Source organism: Streptomyces monashensis, from assembly GCF_001866665.1.
Classification (GTDB): domain Bacteria; phylum Actinomycetota; class Actinomycetes; order Streptomycetales; family Streptomycetaceae; genus Streptomyces; species Streptomyces monashensis.
Genome location: NZ_MLYO01000009.1, coordinates 178,310 through 196,274 on the forward strand (window position 1 = coordinate 178,310; position 17,965 = coordinate 196,274).

Below are 17,965 nucleotides of genomic sequence, written 5' to 3' on the forward strand. Positions count from 1 at the left end.
ACCGGCAGGTTGTCGTCGCATCCCTGCGGAGCGTCGAAGCGCTTCAATGTTGCCGCGAGGTTAAGGGTGGCTTCACGCACGATGCAAGAGGTGCCGTGGAAAATCCCCCCGCAACATGAACAGAATCTCCTTGGAAACTTTCTCTTGACAGACCTTCAGGTGTAATGCCAGCGTCGAAGCGCTTCAACGCCCGTCCTCACGACTGCCCTCGGAGCACCGGAGCCGACCATCCGGCCCTGCCGTCCGGGGTGTTCCACCCCGCCTCACACACACCTGTAAGGGACTTCCGCCTGTGAGCACTGCTGCCGTCACGCTGCCCTTCCGCGATCCAGGGCTCCCGCTCGCCGAGCGCGTCGAGGACCTGCTCTCCCGGCTGACCCTCGAGGAGCGGATCGCGATGCTGCACCAGTACTCGCCCGCGATCCCGCGTCTCGGGGTCGCCGAGTTCCGCACCGGCACCGAGACCCTGCACGGCGTGTCGTGGCTGGGCGAGGCCACCACCTTCCCGCAGGCCGTGGGCCTGGGCGCGACCTGGGACGAGGACCTGGTCCGTGAGGTGGCGGCGGCGATCTCCGTCGAGCAGCGGGCGTTCCACCACCACCGGCCGCCCGTCATCGGCACCGGCCGCAACAGCCTGCAGGGGTGGGCGCCGGTGGTGAACCTGCTGCGGGACCCGCGCTGGGGCCGCAACGAGGAGGGCTACTCCGAGGACCCGCTGCTGTCCGCCCGGCTGGGGACGGCGTTCTGCCGGGGCATGACCGGCGACCACCCGACATACCTGCGCACAGCCCCGGTGCTCAAGCACTTCCTCGCCTACAACAACGAGGACGACCGCTGCACCACCTCCTCGGCGATTCGGCCCCGGGTACTGCACGAGTACGACCTGGCCGCCTTCCGCCCGGCCATCGCCACCGGCGCGGCGACCGGCGTCATGGCCGCCTACAACCTCGTCAACGGCCGCCCCTGCCACGTCAGCCCCCTGCTCGAGCAGGAGCTGCGTCGCTGGGCCGAGCCCACCGGCCACGAGCTGTTCGTCGTCAGCGACGCCGAAGCCCCCTCCAACCTGGTCGACCCGGAGCACTACTTCGACGACCACGCCGCCTCCCACGCCGCCGCACTCAAGGCCGGCATCGACTCCTTCACCGACCACGGCGAGGACAGCGCCGTCACCATCGGCCGGATCACCGCCGCCCTCGAGCGCGGCCTGCTGACCCAGGACGACATCGACCGGGCGGTGCGCCGCCAGCTGTCGATCCGCTTCCGCCTCGGCGAGTTCGACCCCGACCTCGACCCCTACGCCGGGATCGGCTGGGACGTCGTCAACTCCCCCGCACACCAGGCCCTGGCGCTGCGCGCCGCCACCGAACAGGTGGTGCTGCTCAAGAACACCGGGCTACTGCCGCTGGCCCCGGAGCGGCGGATCGCGGTGGTCGGGCCGCTGGCCTGCACCCTGTTCGAGGACTGGTACAGCGGCACCCACCCCTACCGCTTCACCGTCTCCGACGGCCTCGGCGTCGAAGGGGTCGAGGGCGTGGACCGGATCGTGCTGCGCACCGCCGACGGGCAAGCGGTGACCGCCGTGGGCGAGGACGGCCTGCTGGTGCTCGGCCCGGCCCAGGACACGGACGCCGCCGCCCAGTTCGACCTGTTCGACCTGTTCGACTGGGACCTGGGCGTGCTCACCCTCCGTTCCGCCGCCACCGGCAGGTACGCCTCCCTGCGCGACGCCGACCAGCGCGTCACCGCCAACCGCGACCAGCCCGGCGACTGGTTCGTCCGCGAGACCTTCCACCTCGAACCCGCCACCGACGGCACCGAGGTGCTGCGCAACCAGTTCACCGGCCGCTACGCCCAGGCCGACCCCGCCACCGGCGAGCTGACCATGACCGCCGACACCCCCGAGCAGGCCCTGCGGTTCACCCGCACCACCGTCCGCGACGGCATCATCTCAGCCGTCGCCGCCGCCCAGGCCGCGGACGTGACCATCGTCGTGCTCGGCAACGACCCGCACATCAACGGCCGCGAGACCCAGGACCGCGCCGGGCTGCGGCTTCCCCCGCAGCAGGACCGGCTGCTGCGCGAAGTCGCCGCCGTCCGACCCGACACCGTTCTCGTCGTCATGTCCAGCTACCCCTACGCGGTGAACTGGGCCGACCAGCACCTGCCCGCCATCGTCTGGACCTCCCACGCCGGCCAGGAGACCGGCCGCGCCCTCGCCGCCGTCCTGCGCGGCGACACCGACGCCACCGGCCGCCTCCCCCAGACCTGGTACCGCAGCGACGACGAACTCCCCGCACCCCTCGACTACGACATCATCAAGGCCGGCTGGACCTACCAGTACCACCGGACCGCACCCCTCTACCCCTTCGGCCACGGCCTGTCCTACACCACCTTCGACCACGGCGAACTCAAGCTCCGCCACACCGAGTTGGACGCGGACGGGGAGATCACCGCCACCCTCACCGTGACCAACACCGGCACCCGTCCCGGCACGGAGACCGTCCAGCTCTACACCCGCCACCTCGACGCCCGCTACCACGCCCCCCAGCTCCGCCTCGCCGCCTACCGCAAAGTCCGCCTCGCGGCAGGCGAGACCACCGAGCTCGACTTCACCCTCCCCGCCACCGACGCCCTCGCCCACTGGGACGTGGCCACCAGCGCCTTCACCGTCCACCCCGGCCGCTACGAGCTGATCACCGCCCGCTCGGCAGGCCGGCCGGTCCGCAGCGCCACCCTCACCGTCACCGGCCCCGCACCGGAGCCTCGCCGCGTCCTCGAAGTCCCGCTCCACGCCGCCGACTTCGACGACCACGAGAACATCACCCTCGTCGACGCCACCCCCACCCACGGCGACGCCGTCACCCCCGTCGCCGACCACGGCGAACTCCTCTTCCGCGACGTCGACCTCACCGGCGCCGGCTCCGTCGCCCTCCAGGTCTCCCGCACCGCCCCCGGCACCGCGCAGCTCCAACTCCGGGCCGGCGACCGCCTGCTGACCACCGTCACGGTCCCCTCCACCGGCGACCGCCACACCTGGACCACCGTCCTCGCCGACGTCACCGAACACCAACCCACCGGTGTCCACGACCTCCGCGTCATCCTCACCGGCGAACAACGGCTCACCACCCTCGCCTTCACCCCCTGAAAGCCAACGGCGGCCGTACCTCTGTGAGGGGAGGCACGGCCGTCGTCCCCAGCGCTCTCCTTCCGTTTCCCTGCCGAGGACCTGACTGCCCTATGCCGACGCCCCAGCCGTCCACCGTCGCGACGAACCCGGTGATCCCGGGCTTCCATCCGGACCCGAGCATCTGCCGGGTCGGCGAGGACTACTACCTCGCCTGTTCCAGCTTCGAGTACTTCCCCGGCGTGCCGATCTTCCACAGCCGCGACCTGGTGAACTGGACGCAGATCGGCAACGTCCTCGACCGGCCGAGCCAGCTGCGGCTGCCCGTGGAGACGTCCTCGTCCGGAGGCATCTACGCGCCGACCCTGCGCCATCACGACGGGCGCTTCTGGCTCGTGGTCACCAACGTCTCCGGCGGCGGGAACCTGGTGGTCACCGCGACCGATCCGGCCGGCCCCTGGTCCGAGCCCGTTCACGCGCCCGGCGTGCCCGGCATCGACCCGGACCTGGCCTGGGACGAGGAGGGCGACTGCTGGTGCACCTTCGCAGGCGTCGGGCAGGTGCGGTTCAACCCGTACACCGGCGAGACTCTGGGCGAGCCGTACCGCGTGTGGTCCGGCACGCCCGGAGCCGCCGCGCCCGAGGCGCCGCACCTGTACCGGATCGGCGAGTACTGGTACCTGATGATCGCCGAGGGCGGCACCGAGCGCGGCCACGCCGTCTCCATCGCCCGTGGCCCCTCTCCCGGCGGGCCCTTCGAGCCGTGCCCCGCGAATCCGATCCTGACCCACCGCAGCACGACCGAGCCCGTGCAGAACACCGGGCACGCCGACCTGGTCCAGGCGCCGGACGGGAGTTGGTGGATGGTGCTGCTGGGCGTCAGGCCCCAGGGCGGCACCCCGGGCTGGCACGTGCTGGGACGTGAGACCTTCCTGGCGCCGGTCACCTGGGAGGACGGCTGGCCCGTGGTCGGCGAGGTCGCCCTCGAACTCGCGGAACTTCCCTGGCAGGTGTCCCCGCCTCAGCCACTGCCCGAACGGGACGACTTCGACTCCGCCGAGCTCCGGCCCTGCTGGATCTCGCTGCGGGACCGCCCGGCGGAACTGGTCGGCACCAAGGAGCGCGACAGCTGGCTGACCCTGCGCGCCCGCGGCAGCTCCCTCGACGAGCCGGACGTCGTCCTCGTCGGACGCCGCCAGCAGCACCTCGCCTTCGAGGCGCGCACGCTGATCGACCCCGGAACAGGCACCGGCGGCCTGGCCGTGCGACTGGACGAGCGCCACCACTACGCGATCGAGGCCGACGCCGACGGGCGGGTCCGGGTGATCGCCCGGATCGGCACGGTCCGGTCCGTCGTCGCCGAACGCGCGCTCCCCGCAGGTCCGTTGGTCCTGTCCGTGCGCACCGGCCCGGCCCCCGAGCCGCACGACGCGCGCAGGGGCCCGGACTCGCTCGTCTTCGCGGCCGGCACGGCGGACGGCACCACGAGCGACCTGGCGTCGGTGGACGGCCGCTACCTGTCCACCGAGGTCGCCGGGGGTTTCACCGGCCGCGTGATCGGCCTGTACGCCGCCGCGGGAACGGTCTGCTTCGACTGGTTCGACTACGAGCCCCTCCCGCTCCCCTGAGCACGCGTCAGGGGTCTTCTCGCCCCACCACCCATGTCATCGGAAGGGACGAACCGTGAAGGACGCACAGCAGAAGGGCACACCGGGCGCCGCCCGCCCACACAACCGCCGCCTGCACCGGACGGCCGGGCTCCTCGCGGCCGTGGTCACCGCCGGCAGCCTCACCTGCGGCACCGCCGTCGCCTCACCGGCCGACCGGACGCCGGCAGCAGCGGACCACACCCCCCGTAGCGCGATGGCCGCCGTGGCCCGGATGCAGCCCAGCTGGAACCTCGGCAACACCTTCGACGCGATCCCCGACGAGACCTCGTGGGGCAACCCGGTCACCACCAAGGCCACGTTCGACGGTCTCCGCGCCCAGGGCTTCCGCAGCGTCCGGATTCCCGTCACCTGGTACCCCCACCAGTCCGACACCGCCCCGTACACCATCGACCCCGTGTGGATGAAGCGGGTCAAGCAGGTGGTCGACTGGGCGTTGGAGGACGGCCTCTACGTCGAGATCAACGTCCACCACGACTCGTGGAAGTGGATCGCCGCCATGTCCACCGACCACGACAACGTGATGGCGCGGTTCACGTCGACCTGGCAGCAGATCGCCACCGCCTTCAAGGACGAGCCGCGCAAGCTGCTCATGGAGAGCATCAACGAACCGCAGTTCGCCGACGCCACCGACGCGCAGAAGACCCGGTACCTGCGCGAGCTCAACACCTCGTTCCACGACGTCGTGCGCAACTCCGGCGGCAGGAACAAGGACCGCCTGCTCGTCCTGCCCTCGGAAAAGACCAACTCCGCCCAGCACTGGCTCGACGACCTGTCCACGACGATGAGCTCGCTGCACGACCCCAACCTGGTCGCCACCGTGCACTACTACAGCTGGTACCCGTTCAGCGTGAACATCGCCAACGGGACCACCTACGACGCAACGGCCCAGAAGGACCTGACCGACGGCTTCGCCCGGGTGCACGACACCTTCGTGGCCAAGGGCATCCCCGTCTACCTGGGCGAGTACGGCCTGCTCACCTCGCCGTACTCCGGCGTGGTCGAACGCGGCGAGATGCTGAAGTACTTCGAGCACGTCAACTACGAGGCGCGGATCAACGGCATGACCTCCGCCGTCTGGGACGCCGCCAACGACTTCCTGAACCGCTCCACCATGCAGTGGCAGGTCCCCGAGATGAAGGCCCTGATCCAGAGCTCCTGGCGGACCCGCTCGGGCACCGCCTCCACCGACAACCTCTTCCTGCCGAAGTCCGGTCCCGTCGCGGCGCAGACCATCACGCTCAACCGCAACGGCCTCTCGTTCACCGGCCTCTGGCAGGGCGACCGCCGACTGGTCCCGTCCGTCGACTACACCCTCGACGGCGACCGGCTGACCCTGACCGCCGACGCCCTCACCCGGCTCGCCGGCGACCGCGCTGCCGGCGTCGACGCCACCCTCGAGGTCCGGTACTCCGACGGCGTCCCGTGGAAACTCTTCGTACGTTCGTACGACAAGCCGGTGATGACCGACGCCACCGGAACCGAGGACGGACTCACCATCCCCACCCGGTTCAACGGTGATCTGATGGCCGACGTCGAGTCCACCTACGCCGACGGCACCGCCGCCGGCCCGGCCTCCTGGACCACCTTCCAGTCGTTCGACAACTACCGCCCCGACTACGGCACCAACGCCACCACCGTCAAGGCCGACTTCCTCAAGACGCTCAAGGACGGCGCCCCGGTGACGCTCACCTTCCACTTCTGGAGCGGGGCCACCGTCACCTACCACGTCACCCGTTCCGGCTCGACCGTGACCGGCACCGCCTCCTGAGCCAGGACCAGCCGGCACCGCGAACCGCTCCGGTGCGGAGCCTCCTCCCCGGACCTCCGCACCGGAGCACCCATGTCAACCCGCATGTGACCGGCCGGTGTCCGGCCGGTCGCACCGACCCGCCCGGAGACCGCCGTGACCACGCTTCCGCCCCGCGTGCTGTTCGGGGCCGCCTACTACCCCGAGTACCACCGGATGGACCGCATCGAGGCCGACCTCGACCTGATGGCCGAGGCCGGCTTCACGGTGGTGCGCGTCGGCGAGTCGGTCTGGTCCACCTGGGAGCCGGAGAACGGCCGCTTCGACCTGGAGTGGCTGCAGCCGGTCCTCGACTCCGCCCACGCCCGCGGCATCGCGGTGGTGCTGGGCACCCCGACCTATGCCGTCCCCCCGTGGCTGGCCCGGCTCCACCCGGAGATCGCCGCGGAGGACGCCACCGGCCGCCGTGCCCCGTGGGGCGCCCGCCAGGAGATGGACATCACCCACCCCGCCTTCCGCTTCCACGCGGAGCGCGTGGTCCGCCGCATCCTCGCCCGCCACGCCGGCCACCCGGCCGTGATCGGCTTCCAGGTCGACAACGAACCCGGCTGCCGGCTTCCGCACAACCACGGCGTGTTCCAGCGCTTCGTCGACGACCTGCGGACCCGCTACGGGGACGTGGAGACGCTCAACCGGGAGTGGGGACTGGTCTACTGGTCGCACCGGCTGACCACCTGGGCCGACCTGTGGACCCCGGAGGGCAACGCGCAGCCGCAGTACGACGTGGCCTGGCGCGCCTTCCAGGCAAGGCAGACCACCGAGTTCATCACCTGGCAGGCCGACCTGGTCCGGGAGTACGCCCGCTCCGACCAGTTCGTCACCACCTGTCTGCACTACCACCATCCCGCCCTGGACGACGACCGGCTGACGGACCGTCTGGACACCGCGGCGGCCAACCCGTACTACGAGATGCAGGACGCGCTGGCACTGCCCGCCGATCCGGACCGGCCGCCGCACGCGTGGCTGGCCGGAGGCGTATGGGGGCTGTTCCAGGAGGCGGACCGGGCCTGGTCCTCACGCCAGGAGCCCTTCCTCGTCACGGAGACCAACGCGCAGGCGGTGGGCGGCACCCACGACAACCGTCCTGCCTACGACGGACAGTGGCGGCAGGCCGCCTGGGCGCTGGTCGCCCGAGGGGCGCGCATGGTCGAGTACTGGCACTGGCACACCCTGCACTTCGGCGCCGAGACCTACTGGGGCGGGGTGCTGCCGCACAGCGGGCGTCCCGGCCGCCTGTATGGCGAGCTCGCCCGTCTGGGCCGTGAGTTCGCGGCGGCCGGCGAGCTGGTGGCCGGACTGGAGCCGGACGCCGACATCGCCATGGTGTACTCGCTGCCGAGCAAGTGGCTGATGCAGAAGTACCCGCCGCTGGCCGCCGCGGACGACAGCCCCGACAACCGTTCCTACCACGGCCTGTTCGACCCCTTCTACCGGGGCGCGGTGGAGTCCGGCCGGCAGGTGCGCATCCTGCACGCCCGGCAGCTGCACGACCCGGAGGACCCCGGCGCGAGGCCGGCCCCCGACGTGGCCGCACGGCGCCACCCGGTGCTGGTCGCCACCGGCCTGTACCTGGCCGACGACGGCCTGCTGGACTGGCTGGCCGCCTACGCCGAGGCGGGCGGCCACCTGGTCCTCGGCCCGCGCACCGGCTATGCCGACCCCGAGGGGCGCGCCCGGCCCGAACCCGCGCCCGCGCGGCTGTCCGGCGCGGCCGGGGTCTGCTACGAGGAATTCAGCAACCTCTCCGCCGAACTGCCGCTCCGGGCCGTGCCGGAGAGCCCGTTGCAGCTTCCGGCGGGGGCCCGGGCGACCCGCTGGGTGGATGCCCTGGTCGCCGACGGCGCCGAGGTGCTGGCCGGGTACCGGCACCCGCACTTCGGCCGCTGGCCCGCGGTGACCAGCCGTGTTCACGGCCGGGGCCGGGTGACCTGCGTGGGCACGGTCCCCAACGGGGCGGCGGCCCGGGCGCTGATGGCGTGGCTGGTGCCGAAGCCGTGCAGTGGCTGGCGTGACCTGCCCGCCTCGGTGACGGCCTGCACCGGGACCTCGCCGGACGGCCGCCGCGTCCACGTCGTGCACAACTGGAGCTGGGCGCCCGCCTCCGCCGTCGCGCCCGGTGACCTGGTGGACGTGCTCGCTGCCGGGACGGGCGGTGCGGCGAGGAGCGCTGTCCCGGCCGGGTCCCCGGTCGAGCTGGGGCCCTGGGACGTGCGTGTCCTCGCCGCGGATCGGTGACATGGCGTCAGTTCAGCTGCCATTTCTGGTTGGCGGCCCCGGTGCAGTTCCACAGCTGGACCAGGGTGCCGTCGGTGGTCCCGCCCCCGGCGGCGTCCAGGCACAGCCCGGACAGGGCGCTGGTGATGCTGCCGTCGGAGTTCAGTTTCCACTGCTGGTTGGTACCGCCGGTGCAGGACCAGATCACGGCCTTGGTGCCCGAGGCGGTGCCCGCGCCGTAGGCGTCCAGGCACATCTGGGAGCTGCCCGAGTACACCGTCAGCTGTCCCGAACTGGTGGCTGTCCAGCGCTGGTTGGCGCTGCCGATGCAGTCCCAGAGCTGCACCTGGGTGCCCGCGGTGGTGGTGGCGCCGGGGACATCGAGGCACTTGGAGGCGCCGACGGCGTGCAGGGAGCCCGTGGCCGCCGCGCCGGAGGGGTGCAGTTGGACCACGACGATCGAGTAGGGCGGCACGGTCTGCTGCGAGGGGCCGCCGGTCGCGGCCGAGCTGAGGCCGCCTGCGTTCTTCAGGTACGACCAGACGGTCGGAGTGGCCGACGAGGGGGTGAAGCCGTTGTAGGAGAGGGCCACGTTCGCCGCGTTGTTCGGGTCCTTGTTGATCAGCATGACGTCGAGGTCGCCGTTGCCGCGGCGGACGGCGTGGGCGCTGACCAGCGAGGTGGAGCTGGTGGACGACAGCATCGTGTCCCCGGGGGCGCCGAGCTTGGTGATCAGCTGGAGGCTGTGGTATGGGGCGAAGGGCGTGTTGAGGGCGGGCTCGCAGGAGGCGCCGCTGGAGACGAGACCGCCGTCGGCGTAGTCCGTCGCGCCGTCGACGTTCGTCACCGAGGAGCAGTCGGTGCCGTTGCGCAGGTCCCACCAGTCGACGTTGAAGATGCCGTTCTCCCACCAGGTCAGGTACTCGTCCGGGGCGAACAGCGCGTCGGGCGCGGTGTCCACGTCCCGCTGGCCGTTCGTCTCGGTGATCGCGATGCCGACGTTGGGCGCGTTGCTGCCCGCGTACTGGTTGATGAGCGAGCGGACGGTGGAGGTGATCCGGGGGATGTCCGCCTGCGGCTTGGTCAGCAGGTCGCTCTCGCTGGTGGTGCTGGGGTAGTGGTGCACGATCACGAAGTCGATCTTCGGGCCGGCGATGGAGAGCACGGTGTGGTTCCAGTCGGCGGTGTCGCCGGGCCCGGTGATGCCGTCGGGCCAGCTGCCCGGAGTGGTCAGCACCGCACCGATCTTGACGCCGGGGTCCACGGCCTTCATCGCGGAGACGAACTGGAGCAGGTTGGTGGCGTACGTGGTGGCGCTGTGGCTGCTGTGCTTGTCCAGCTCCCAGCCGCTGCCGTTGCTGTACTCGCCGTTGCCGGGGACCTCGTTGCCCACCTCCCAGTACTTGATCCCGTAGCCCTTGGTGATGTTGGCGTAGCGCACCCAGGCCGCGGCTTCGTCGGGGGTGCCGGAGCCGTAGTTGACCGTGATGACCGGCTGCGCGCCGGCGGCGCGGACGGTGCCCATGAAGGCGTCGAAGCCGGTGTTCGGGGCGACGTACCCGCCGTTCTCCTCGGTGTTGGTCTGCCAGTGGTAGGCGTCGGAGACGCTGCCGCCGGGGTAGCGGACGGCCTTGAAGCCCGCGCCGGCGATCAGCGAGGGCGTGGCCGAGGAGTTCATCTGCCCGTCGAAGACGGCGGTGTTCACGCCCGAGCCGATGGACGGGATGGAGCCCAGCGGCCGGTTCGCGTCCACGGACACGGTCACCGCGGTGTCCGCGTGGGCGGCGGGAACGCCGCCGAGGAGCGCGACCGTCGAGGCGAGCAGCGTTGTGGTCAGGCCGGCAAGGGCGCGGGTGAGAAGCGTTCTGCGCACAACCACCTCCGCAAGAAAGTTTCTTGGCTGTTTCCAAGTAATTTCCGCGGCAACGTACTGCTTGGTCATGAGCGCGTCAATGACTTCCGTCCGACTCCGACCCTCCCGGGCAGCTGGATGCGCACCGGGTGTACCCGCCCCTTCAAGAAAGTTTCGTTCATAAATCCGCGAGGAGTGCCCTTGTCCGCACAACAACTGAGCCGGCGCCTCCGGGGCCTGGCCTTCGGCGGCGACTACAACCCCGAGCAGTGGGACGCGGCCGTCTGGAAGGAGGACGACGAGCTCATGCGCCGAGCCAGGGTCAACCTGGCGACGGTCGGCGTGTTCTCCTGGGCCCTGCTGGAGCCGGAGGAGGGCCGCTACGACTTCACCTGGCTCGACGCCCACCTGGACCGGCTGCACGCCAACGGCGTGGCCGTCGACCTGGCCACGCCCACCGCCTCCCCGCCGCCGTGGTTCTCCCTGGCACATCCCGACGCCCTGCCGGTCACCGCCGAGGGGGTGCGGCTCACCCACGGCAGCCGCGACACCTACTGCCTCGCCGCCCCGGCCTACCGTGCGGCGGCCCGCCGCCTGGCCGCCGCACTGGCCGAACGCTACGGCGACCACCCGGCGGTGGCGCTGTGGCACGTCCACAACGAGTACGCCACGCTGTGCTGGTGCGACCACGTCGCCGCCGCCTTCCGGACCTGGCTGCGTGCCCGGCACGGTTCCCTCGACGCCCTCAACGAAGCCTGGGGGACCGCCTTCTGGAGCCAGCGGTACGGCAGTTGGGAGCAGGTGCTGCCACCGCGCGCCACCCAGTGGCACCGCAACCCCGGGCAGAGCCTCGACTTCCATCGGTTCTGGTCCGACGAGGTGCTCGGCGCCTACCGGGAGCAGCGCGACGCGATCCGCGCCCGCAGCGACCGTCCGGTGACCACCAACCTCATGCTGCCCGGCTACCAGAACCTGGACCTGTGGGCCTTCGGCGGCGAGGTCGACCTGGTCGCCATCGACCACTACCCGGTCGCCCCCGGTCTGGACGCCGCCGCCGACACGGCGTTCGGCGCGGACCGCGCCCGTTCGTTCGGCGGCGGCCGGCCGTGGCTGCTGATGGAGCAGGGCACCAGCACCGTCTACGACGGCGACCGCGTGCTCGGCAAGGAACCCGGGGAGACCCTGCGGCACTCCCTCGGCCACATCGCCCGCGGGTCGGAGGGCGCGCTGTTCTTCCAGTGGCGCCAGTCCCCCGCGGGCGCCGAGCAGTGGCACTCCGCGATGGTCCCGCATGCCGGCCCCGGCAGCCGCGTCTTCCGCGAGGTGGAACAGACCGGCGCGGCCGTGGCCCGCCTCGGTGAACTGGCCGGCTCGACCGTGACCGCCCATGCCGCGGTACTGCACGACTCCGACGCCTGGTAGGCCCTCGACGTGGACGGTCTGCCCTCCGCCGAACTGGACTACCACGACGCGCTGCGCCGGGCCCACCGCGCGCTGTGGGACGCGGGCGTCACCGCCGATCTCGCGCGCCCCGGGCAGGACTTGAGCCGCTACCGCCTGGTGCTCGCCCCCGCGCTGTTCCTGCTCACCGACGCGGCCGCCGCCAATCTGCGCCGCTACGTCGAGCACGGCGGCACCCTGCTCGTCCAGTACGCGAGCGGCTGCGTCGACGAACGCCTGCACGCCCGTCTCGGCGGCTATCCCGCGCAGCCGCTCCGCGAGGCACTGGGCGTCCGGGTCGAGGAACACCGGCCGCTGCGCCGGGGCGAGCGCATCGTCCTGTCCGACGGGAGCGAGGCGCGCTCCTGGTCCGAGAGCCTGCGCACCGACAGCGCCGAAACCCTCGCCCGCTACACCCACGGCATGCTGACGGACCGACCGGCGCTGACCCGCCACCGGTTCGGCTCCGGCCAGGGCTGGTACCTGTCCACCCGGCTCGACGAGGCGGCCTACACCGCCCTGGTCCGGCGGCTGGCCGCGGAAGCCTCCCTCGAACCGGAGTCGCCCGGCCTGCCGCAGCACGTGGAAGCGGTGACCCGCCACGCCGTCGACGGACGCGCCTGGCAGTTCCTGCTCAACCACCGCCGCGACACGGTGCCGCTGCCCGACCCCGGGCACGACCTGCTGACCGGCACCTGCGTCACCGAACTGCCACCCGGCGGCTGCGCCGTACTTCGAAGGTTCTGAACTCCCCTGCCATCCTTGACCGTTCCTCCGGAAAGGAATCCCCGTGACCGAGGAATCCCCCACCGTCCGCTGGGGCCACGACGCCCTCCACCTGGAGATCGACACCGACCCGGACGCCCCGCCACGGCTGCGTCGGATCGGCGTCCCCGGGCAACTGCCCGCGGAACCGCCCTCGGCAGCGCCCCTGCCGCTCGTCGAAGCCACCACCACCGACCACGGCCACCACTGGTCCGGACACCGGGTGATCGACACCGTCATCGGCGCCGACCTGCGCTACCGCGGGCACACCGCAGCCCGGGACGGCGCCTGGCACCGGCTGACCGTCCAGCTCCATGACCCGGCCGGCGGACTGGCCGCGGAGGTGGTCCTCAGCTCCCCCGACGGCGTCCCGGCGCTGCGCAGCCAGGTAGTGATCCGCAACGAGAGCACCCGGAGCCTGCGCCTGGAGTCCGTCACCTCGCTCGTGCTGGGCGGCCTCACCGCGAATGCTGACCTCGAGGCGGCCGACCTGCTGTGGGCGGAGAACGACTGGCTCGCCGAGTACCGCTGGCAGCGCCGGCCGATGCGGCTCAGCTCACCGGTCCTCAGCGGCCGCGTCCACTACCGGTACGGCAAGGGCGGCTTCGCCGTCGCCGGGCAGGGCACGTGGTCCAGCTGCGACCGGCTGCCGATGGGCGGGCTGACCGACCGCCGGACCGGCCGGACGTGGGTGTGGCAGATCGAGCACAACGGCGGGGGCTGGCACTGGGAGTGCGGCGAACACGACGACTCCGCATACCTGGCCCTGTCCGGCCCGAGTGCCGGACGGCACGGCTGGTCCCGGCTGCTGGAGCCCGGCGCCTCCTTCGAGACCGTCCCGGTCGCGATCGCCCTCGGCGTCGAAGGACCCGACGAGGCCTTCGCCGCGCTCACCCGGTACCGGCGCGCCGTCCGCCGACCGCACCCCGACCACCGGCGCCTGCCCGTCATCTTCAACGACTACATGAACTGCCTGATGGGCGACCCGACCACGGCCAAACTGCTCCCCCACATCGACGCGGCCGCCGCGGCAGGTGCCGAGTACTTCGTCATCGACGCCGGCTGGTACGACGACGACGAGGGCAACTGGTGGACCGGCGTCGGCGCCTGGGAGCCCTCCTCCTCCCGCTTCCCCGGGGAGCGCGGCATCCACGAGGTGCTGGACCGCATCCGTCGGCTCGGGATGGTCCCCGGCCTCTGGCTCGAACCCGAAGTCGTCGGCGTGACCAGCCCGTTGGCCCACTCGCTTCCGGCGGAGGCCTTCTTCCGCCGCGACGGCGTCCGGGTCGTCGAGACCGGCCGCCACCACCTGGACCTGCGCCACCCGGCCGCACGCGACCACCTCGACCGGGTGGTGGACCGCCTGGTCGGCGAACTCGGCATCGGCTACCTCAAGTTGGACCACAACATCGACCCCGGGCCGGGCACCAGCGGGAACCCGGGCGAGGCTGCCGCCGACGGCCTGCTCGGCCACAACCGCGCCCACCTGGACTGGCTGGACGGCGTCCTGGACCGCCACCCCGACCTGGTCCTGGAGAACTGCGCCTCCGGCGGCATGCGCACCGACTACGCGCTGCTGTCCCGGCTCCAGCTCCAGTCCACCAGCGACCAGCAGAACCTCGCGCTCTACGCGCCGATCGCGGCGTCCGCGCCCACCGCGGTCACCCCCGAACAGGGCGCCGTCTGGGCCTACCCGCAGCCGGAGGACACCCTCGACGAGGTCGCCTTCACCATGGCCAACGCCCTGCTCGGACGGATCCACCTGTCCGGTCGGCTCCCGGAACTGTCGCCCGGCGCACAGGACTTGGTCGCCGAGGCGGTGGCCGTGCACAAGGCCCTGCGCGCCGACCTGGCCACCGCGCTGCCCGCCTGGCCGCTCGGACTCCCTGCCTGGGACGACCCGTGGATCGCCCTCGCCCTGCACACCCCGGCCGCCACCTACCTCACTGTCTGGCGCCGCCCGGACGGGAAGGACACCACCGTGCTCCCGCTGCCGCGGTTCCGTGACGCCGCCGTACGCGCGGAGGTGCTGTACCCCTCCACCAGTCGGGCACGCTCCCACTGGAACCGGGAGAGCGCCGTCCTGACACTGGCCCTCCCCGCCGCGCCGTCCGCCGTCGTGCTCCGGCTCACCCCGGAAACCGGCGGGCAGGAGGCCGCGGGAGCGGCGAAGCCGACCGGGTGAAGCCTGGAGGCTCCGCCCCGGGCCGGGGATGCCAGAATGGCCCAGCAGGCACGCTCGCGCGTCGCAGCCGTCCCTCCCGTACCAGGAGGCGGGTCCCGGGTGGAGCCATGGTCGAGGAAGGGGCGAACGTGACGGACAACGGATCGGGCGAGCCGACGGCGGACGAGCAGAGCTCTCCTGACGACAAGCCGGGTTCCGTCACCATCGCCTACATCGCGGAGTCCGCCGGCGTCTCGATCCCCACCGTCTCCAAGGTGCTCAACGGTCGCCCGGGAGTCTCCGACCAGACCCGGGCCCGCGTCGAAGAACTGATCAACCGATACGGCTACCGGAAGTCGGCGGCCAACCGCGCCAACGTGGTGGAGCTGGTCTTCCGGGAGCTGGAGAGCCTGTGGGCGGTGGAGATCATCCGCGGCGTGGAGCGGGTGGCGCGCAGGAACCGCGTCGGCGTCATGGTCTCCGAACTCGCGCTCCACGACAGCCAGCCCATGTCCATCGACGACACGGTCAGGCGCCGTCCCAACTGCGTGCTGTCCGTGTCCCGGCTCTCGCAGAAGGAACGCGAGCAACTGGAGGCGAAGGGCATCCCGTTCGTCGTCATCCACCCGATCGACGACCTGCCGGACGACGTGCCCTTCGTCGGCGCCACCAACTTCCGCGGCGGCCACACCGCCGTCCGGCACCTGCTCGGCCTGGGACACCGGCGCATCGCCATGATCACCGGCCCGGACCACCCGTACTGCCTGGCCCGCAAGGCCGGATACCTCGCCGCACTGGCCGAGGCCGGCGTCCCCGGCGAGCCCGACCTGCTGGTGCAGACCCAGCTCACCCGCGAGGAGGGGCACGCGGCCGCCCGCGAGCTGCTGTCCCGCGACGACCGGCCCACCGCCGTGTTCACCGCGAACGACCTCCAGGCCGTGGGCGTCTACCAGGCCGCCCGCGAGCTGGGTCTGTCCGTCCCGGCGGACCTGAGCGTCGTCGGCTTCGACGACCTGCCCATCGCGGCCTGGGTGGAACCACCGCTGACGACCGTGCATCAGCCGCTGACCGAAATGGCCGTGGCCGCGACCGATTTGGCTCTCGCGCTCGGCCGCGGCGAGGAGGTGGGCCAGGTCGGCCTCGAGATCGCCACCACTCTCACCGTCCGGGCCAGCACCGCCCCGCCGAAGGCTCGCCCGGCGCGGGCAGCCCGCAAGGAGCCCAAGTAGCACGGGGGAACCGCTGCTCACGGTACGCCGCCGAGCAGTGCCGCCGACTGCGGCGGCAGTCGCTCAGGACGCCGGCGGGGCGGTGCTGTCCCGGACCACCAGTGACGTGGCGATGTCGAGCCTTGTCTGCGGCACGTCCTCGCCGCTGCCGAGAGCGAGGGCGAGTTCCGCGGCCGCCCTGGCCATGGCCGTCAGCGGCTGGCGCACCGTCGTCAACGGCGGGTCCATCCACGCTGCGACGGGAAGGTCGTCGAAACTCGCCACACTCAGGTCCCGGGGGATCGACAGGCCGAGTTCCCGGGCGGCCTGATAGAGCCCGATGGCCTGCATGTCGCTGGCGGTGAACACTGCGGTGGGCCGGTCCGGACGGGACAGCAGCTCACGCGCCGCCGCGTATCCGTCCTCACGGGTCAGCTCGGTGCGAAGGAACAGATCCGGCTCCCGCCCGAGGCCCGCCTCCTGAAGCGCGGAGGTGTACCCGGCCACCCGGGCGACGCAGAACGAGTGGTCGGGCCCGCTGATCATGCCGATGCGCCGATGTCCCAGGTCTGCCAGATGCCCGACCGCGGCCCGTGCCCCCTTCCAGTGCGTCGCGCTCACGAACGGCACGTCCTCGGCAAGCTCCTCGGCCGGGTCGAACACGACGAAGGGGATTCCCTGGGCCCGCAGTTGCTCCCGCTGGCCCTCCCGCAGGAACGTGACCGACAGCACGTCCTGCCCGCGCTGCCCCCCGCTGTCATCGAGGTACACCGCGGTCGCCCGGTCGAAACCGAGCTCCGAGAACACCACCCCGACGCGGTTCTCCCTGGCGACGCGTTCCACACCGCGGAGGATCTCCGCCCCCCACATGTGCACCAGCTCCGGGAACAGGATCTCCACGATGTCGCCCTGGTCACCCCCGGCCGAAGGCTCGCGGTGAGCGTGCTCTCTGATCAGCTCCCCGAACCGTCTCCGGCCGCGGTCCCAGGTCCGGGAACCGTCCTCGAGCACCGAGAGCGGGAGCACCGGCACGCCGTCCATGGGCTCGGGTATGTAGGCGATGGTCGGCCACGGCGGATCCACGAGGCGCGAGCGCTCGTGACCGACCGGGGCACCTGCGGGTTGAGTATCAGTCACAGCAGCAATTCCTGTTCACCGTGGCCTGGCCGCCCCTGTCCGGCCAAGAAGCCTGTGCAGGAGCCCTGGGACACAGGCTATTCACCAAGTCCTCCGTGCAACAGCTCCCCGGACAAAGCGCTCCGCCCGGACACACACAGGGGGCGGGCTCGGCTCTGCCCCGGCGGTTCCGCGGGCGGGGGGGGGACGGAAGTCGCCGTCCCCACGCCGTCGGGCGCGCTGTCCCATGTATCGCTGGCCTGCCGGCGGAATCGCCTTGTCGTTGAGCGTGACGAGGTCCCAGGACGGGATGGTCTTCCACGCCGGATCGCCGGACGGCTCGGTGCCAGCGGTGTAGGACAGGGGCCTCTGCGTCGAGGGCATCACCGAGGCCTCGGAGGCGGACACGTCGACGGCGAACACCTCCCTGAAGCCCTGAGGTTTGATGGAGATGTCTGCGTCCTGGCCGCCCGGCGCCGACGGGTTCGGGACCGGGCGGGCGACAGTCGTGTCGGGGCCGAGCAGCGAACCCGGATACTTCTGCGGATCGAGTACGGTCGCGATGCTCTCCCCCTTGTCGGGGACGAATGCCTCCACGTACACCC

At 71.8% G+C, this 17,965-nt stretch carries 11 protein-coding genes; 8 read left to right on the forward strand and 3 right to left on the reverse strand.

Annotated elements, in window-relative coordinates; all coding sequences use genetic code 11:
• Positions 1–292: 292 nt before the first annotated feature.
• The 4 genes from BIV23_RS02175 to BIV23_RS02190 all read left to right on the forward strand — a co-directional run bounded on the left by BIV23_RS02175 (position 293) and on the right by BIV23_RS02190 (position 8,836).
• Entirely contained in the window at positions 293–3,145 is a 2,853-nt protein-coding gene (locus tag BIV23_RS02175) for a glycoside hydrolase family 3 C-terminal domain-containing protein (protein ID WP_071378978.1), read from the forward strand.
• A gap of 92 nt (positions 3,146–3,237) precedes the next feature.
• Positions 3,238–4,752: a glycoside hydrolase family 43 protein gene (locus BIV23_RS02180; protein WP_071378979.1), complete on the forward strand. Its 1,515-nt coding sequence runs from the start codon at positions 3,238–3,240 to the stop codon at positions 4,750–4,752.
• Between the two features lie 55 nt (positions 4,753–4,807).
• Positions 4,808–6,562 carry a cellulase family glycosylhydrolase gene (locus BIV23_RS02185; protein ID WP_079172880.1) on the forward strand — a complete coding sequence of 585 codons (1,755 nt, stop codon included), beginning with the start codon at positions 4,808–4,810 and terminating at the stop codon, positions 6,560–6,562.
• Between the two features lie 135 nt (positions 6,563–6,697).
• Positions 6,698–8,836 carry a beta-galactosidase gene (locus BIV23_RS02190; protein ID WP_079172881.1) on the forward strand — a complete coding sequence of 713 codons (2,139 nt, stop codon included), beginning with the start codon at positions 6,698–6,700 and terminating at the stop codon, positions 8,834–8,836.
• A gap of 7 nt (positions 8,837–8,843) precedes the next feature.
• Here BIV23_RS02190 and BIV23_RS51450 read toward each other — a convergent pair whose 3' ends face one another.
• Entirely contained in the window at positions 8,844–10,688 is a 1,845-nt protein-coding gene (locus BIV23_RS51450) for a ricin-type beta-trefoil lectin domain protein (RefSeq protein ID WP_245790294.1), read from the reverse strand.
• 180 nt (positions 10,689–10,868) lie between these two features.
• Here BIV23_RS51450 and BIV23_RS51455 point away from each other — a divergent pair, with 180 nt between their 5' ends.
• From BIV23_RS51455 to BIV23_RS02210, 4 genes are all read left to right on the forward strand, one after another.
• Complete coding sequence (locus BIV23_RS51455) at positions 10,869–12,089, forward strand: beta-galactosidase (protein WP_245790296.1); 1,221 nt, start codon at positions 10,869–10,871, stop codon at positions 12,087–12,089.
• Positions 12,090–12,098: 9 nt separating this feature from the next.
• On the forward strand, positions 12,099–12,854 hold the full coding sequence (locus BIV23_RS51460) for a beta-galactosidase (protein ID WP_245790298.1): 756 nt from the start codon (positions 12,099–12,101) through the stop codon (positions 12,852–12,854).
• A 43-nt stretch (positions 12,855–12,897) separates the two neighbouring features.
• Positions 12,898–15,057, forward strand: a complete 2,160-nt coding sequence (locus BIV23_RS02205; protein ID WP_071378981.1) for an alpha-galactosidase — start codon at positions 12,898–12,900, stop codon at positions 15,055–15,057.
• 128 nt (positions 15,058–15,185) lie between these two features.
• Positions 15,186–16,265 (forward strand): LacI family DNA-binding transcriptional regulator, encoded by a 1,080-nt coding sequence (locus tag BIV23_RS02210; protein WP_425443454.1) that lies wholly within the window; start codon positions 15,186–15,188, stop codon positions 16,263–16,265.
• Positions 16,266–16,328: 63 nt separating this feature from the next.
• Here the strand turns inward: BIV23_RS02210 and BIV23_RS02215 are convergent, their stop codons facing one another.
• On the reverse strand, positions 16,329–17,381 hold the full coding sequence (locus BIV23_RS02215; protein WP_245790300.1) for a substrate-binding domain-containing protein: 1,053 nt from the start codon (positions 17,379–17,381) through the stop codon (positions 16,329–16,331).
• Between the two features lie 81 nt (positions 17,382–17,462).
• Positions 17,463–17,963: a hypothetical protein gene (locus BIV23_RS02220; RefSeq protein WP_071378983.1), complete on the reverse strand. Its 501-nt coding sequence runs from the start codon at positions 17,961–17,963 to the stop codon at positions 17,463–17,465.
• Positions 17,964–17,965 lie beyond the last annotated feature (2 nt).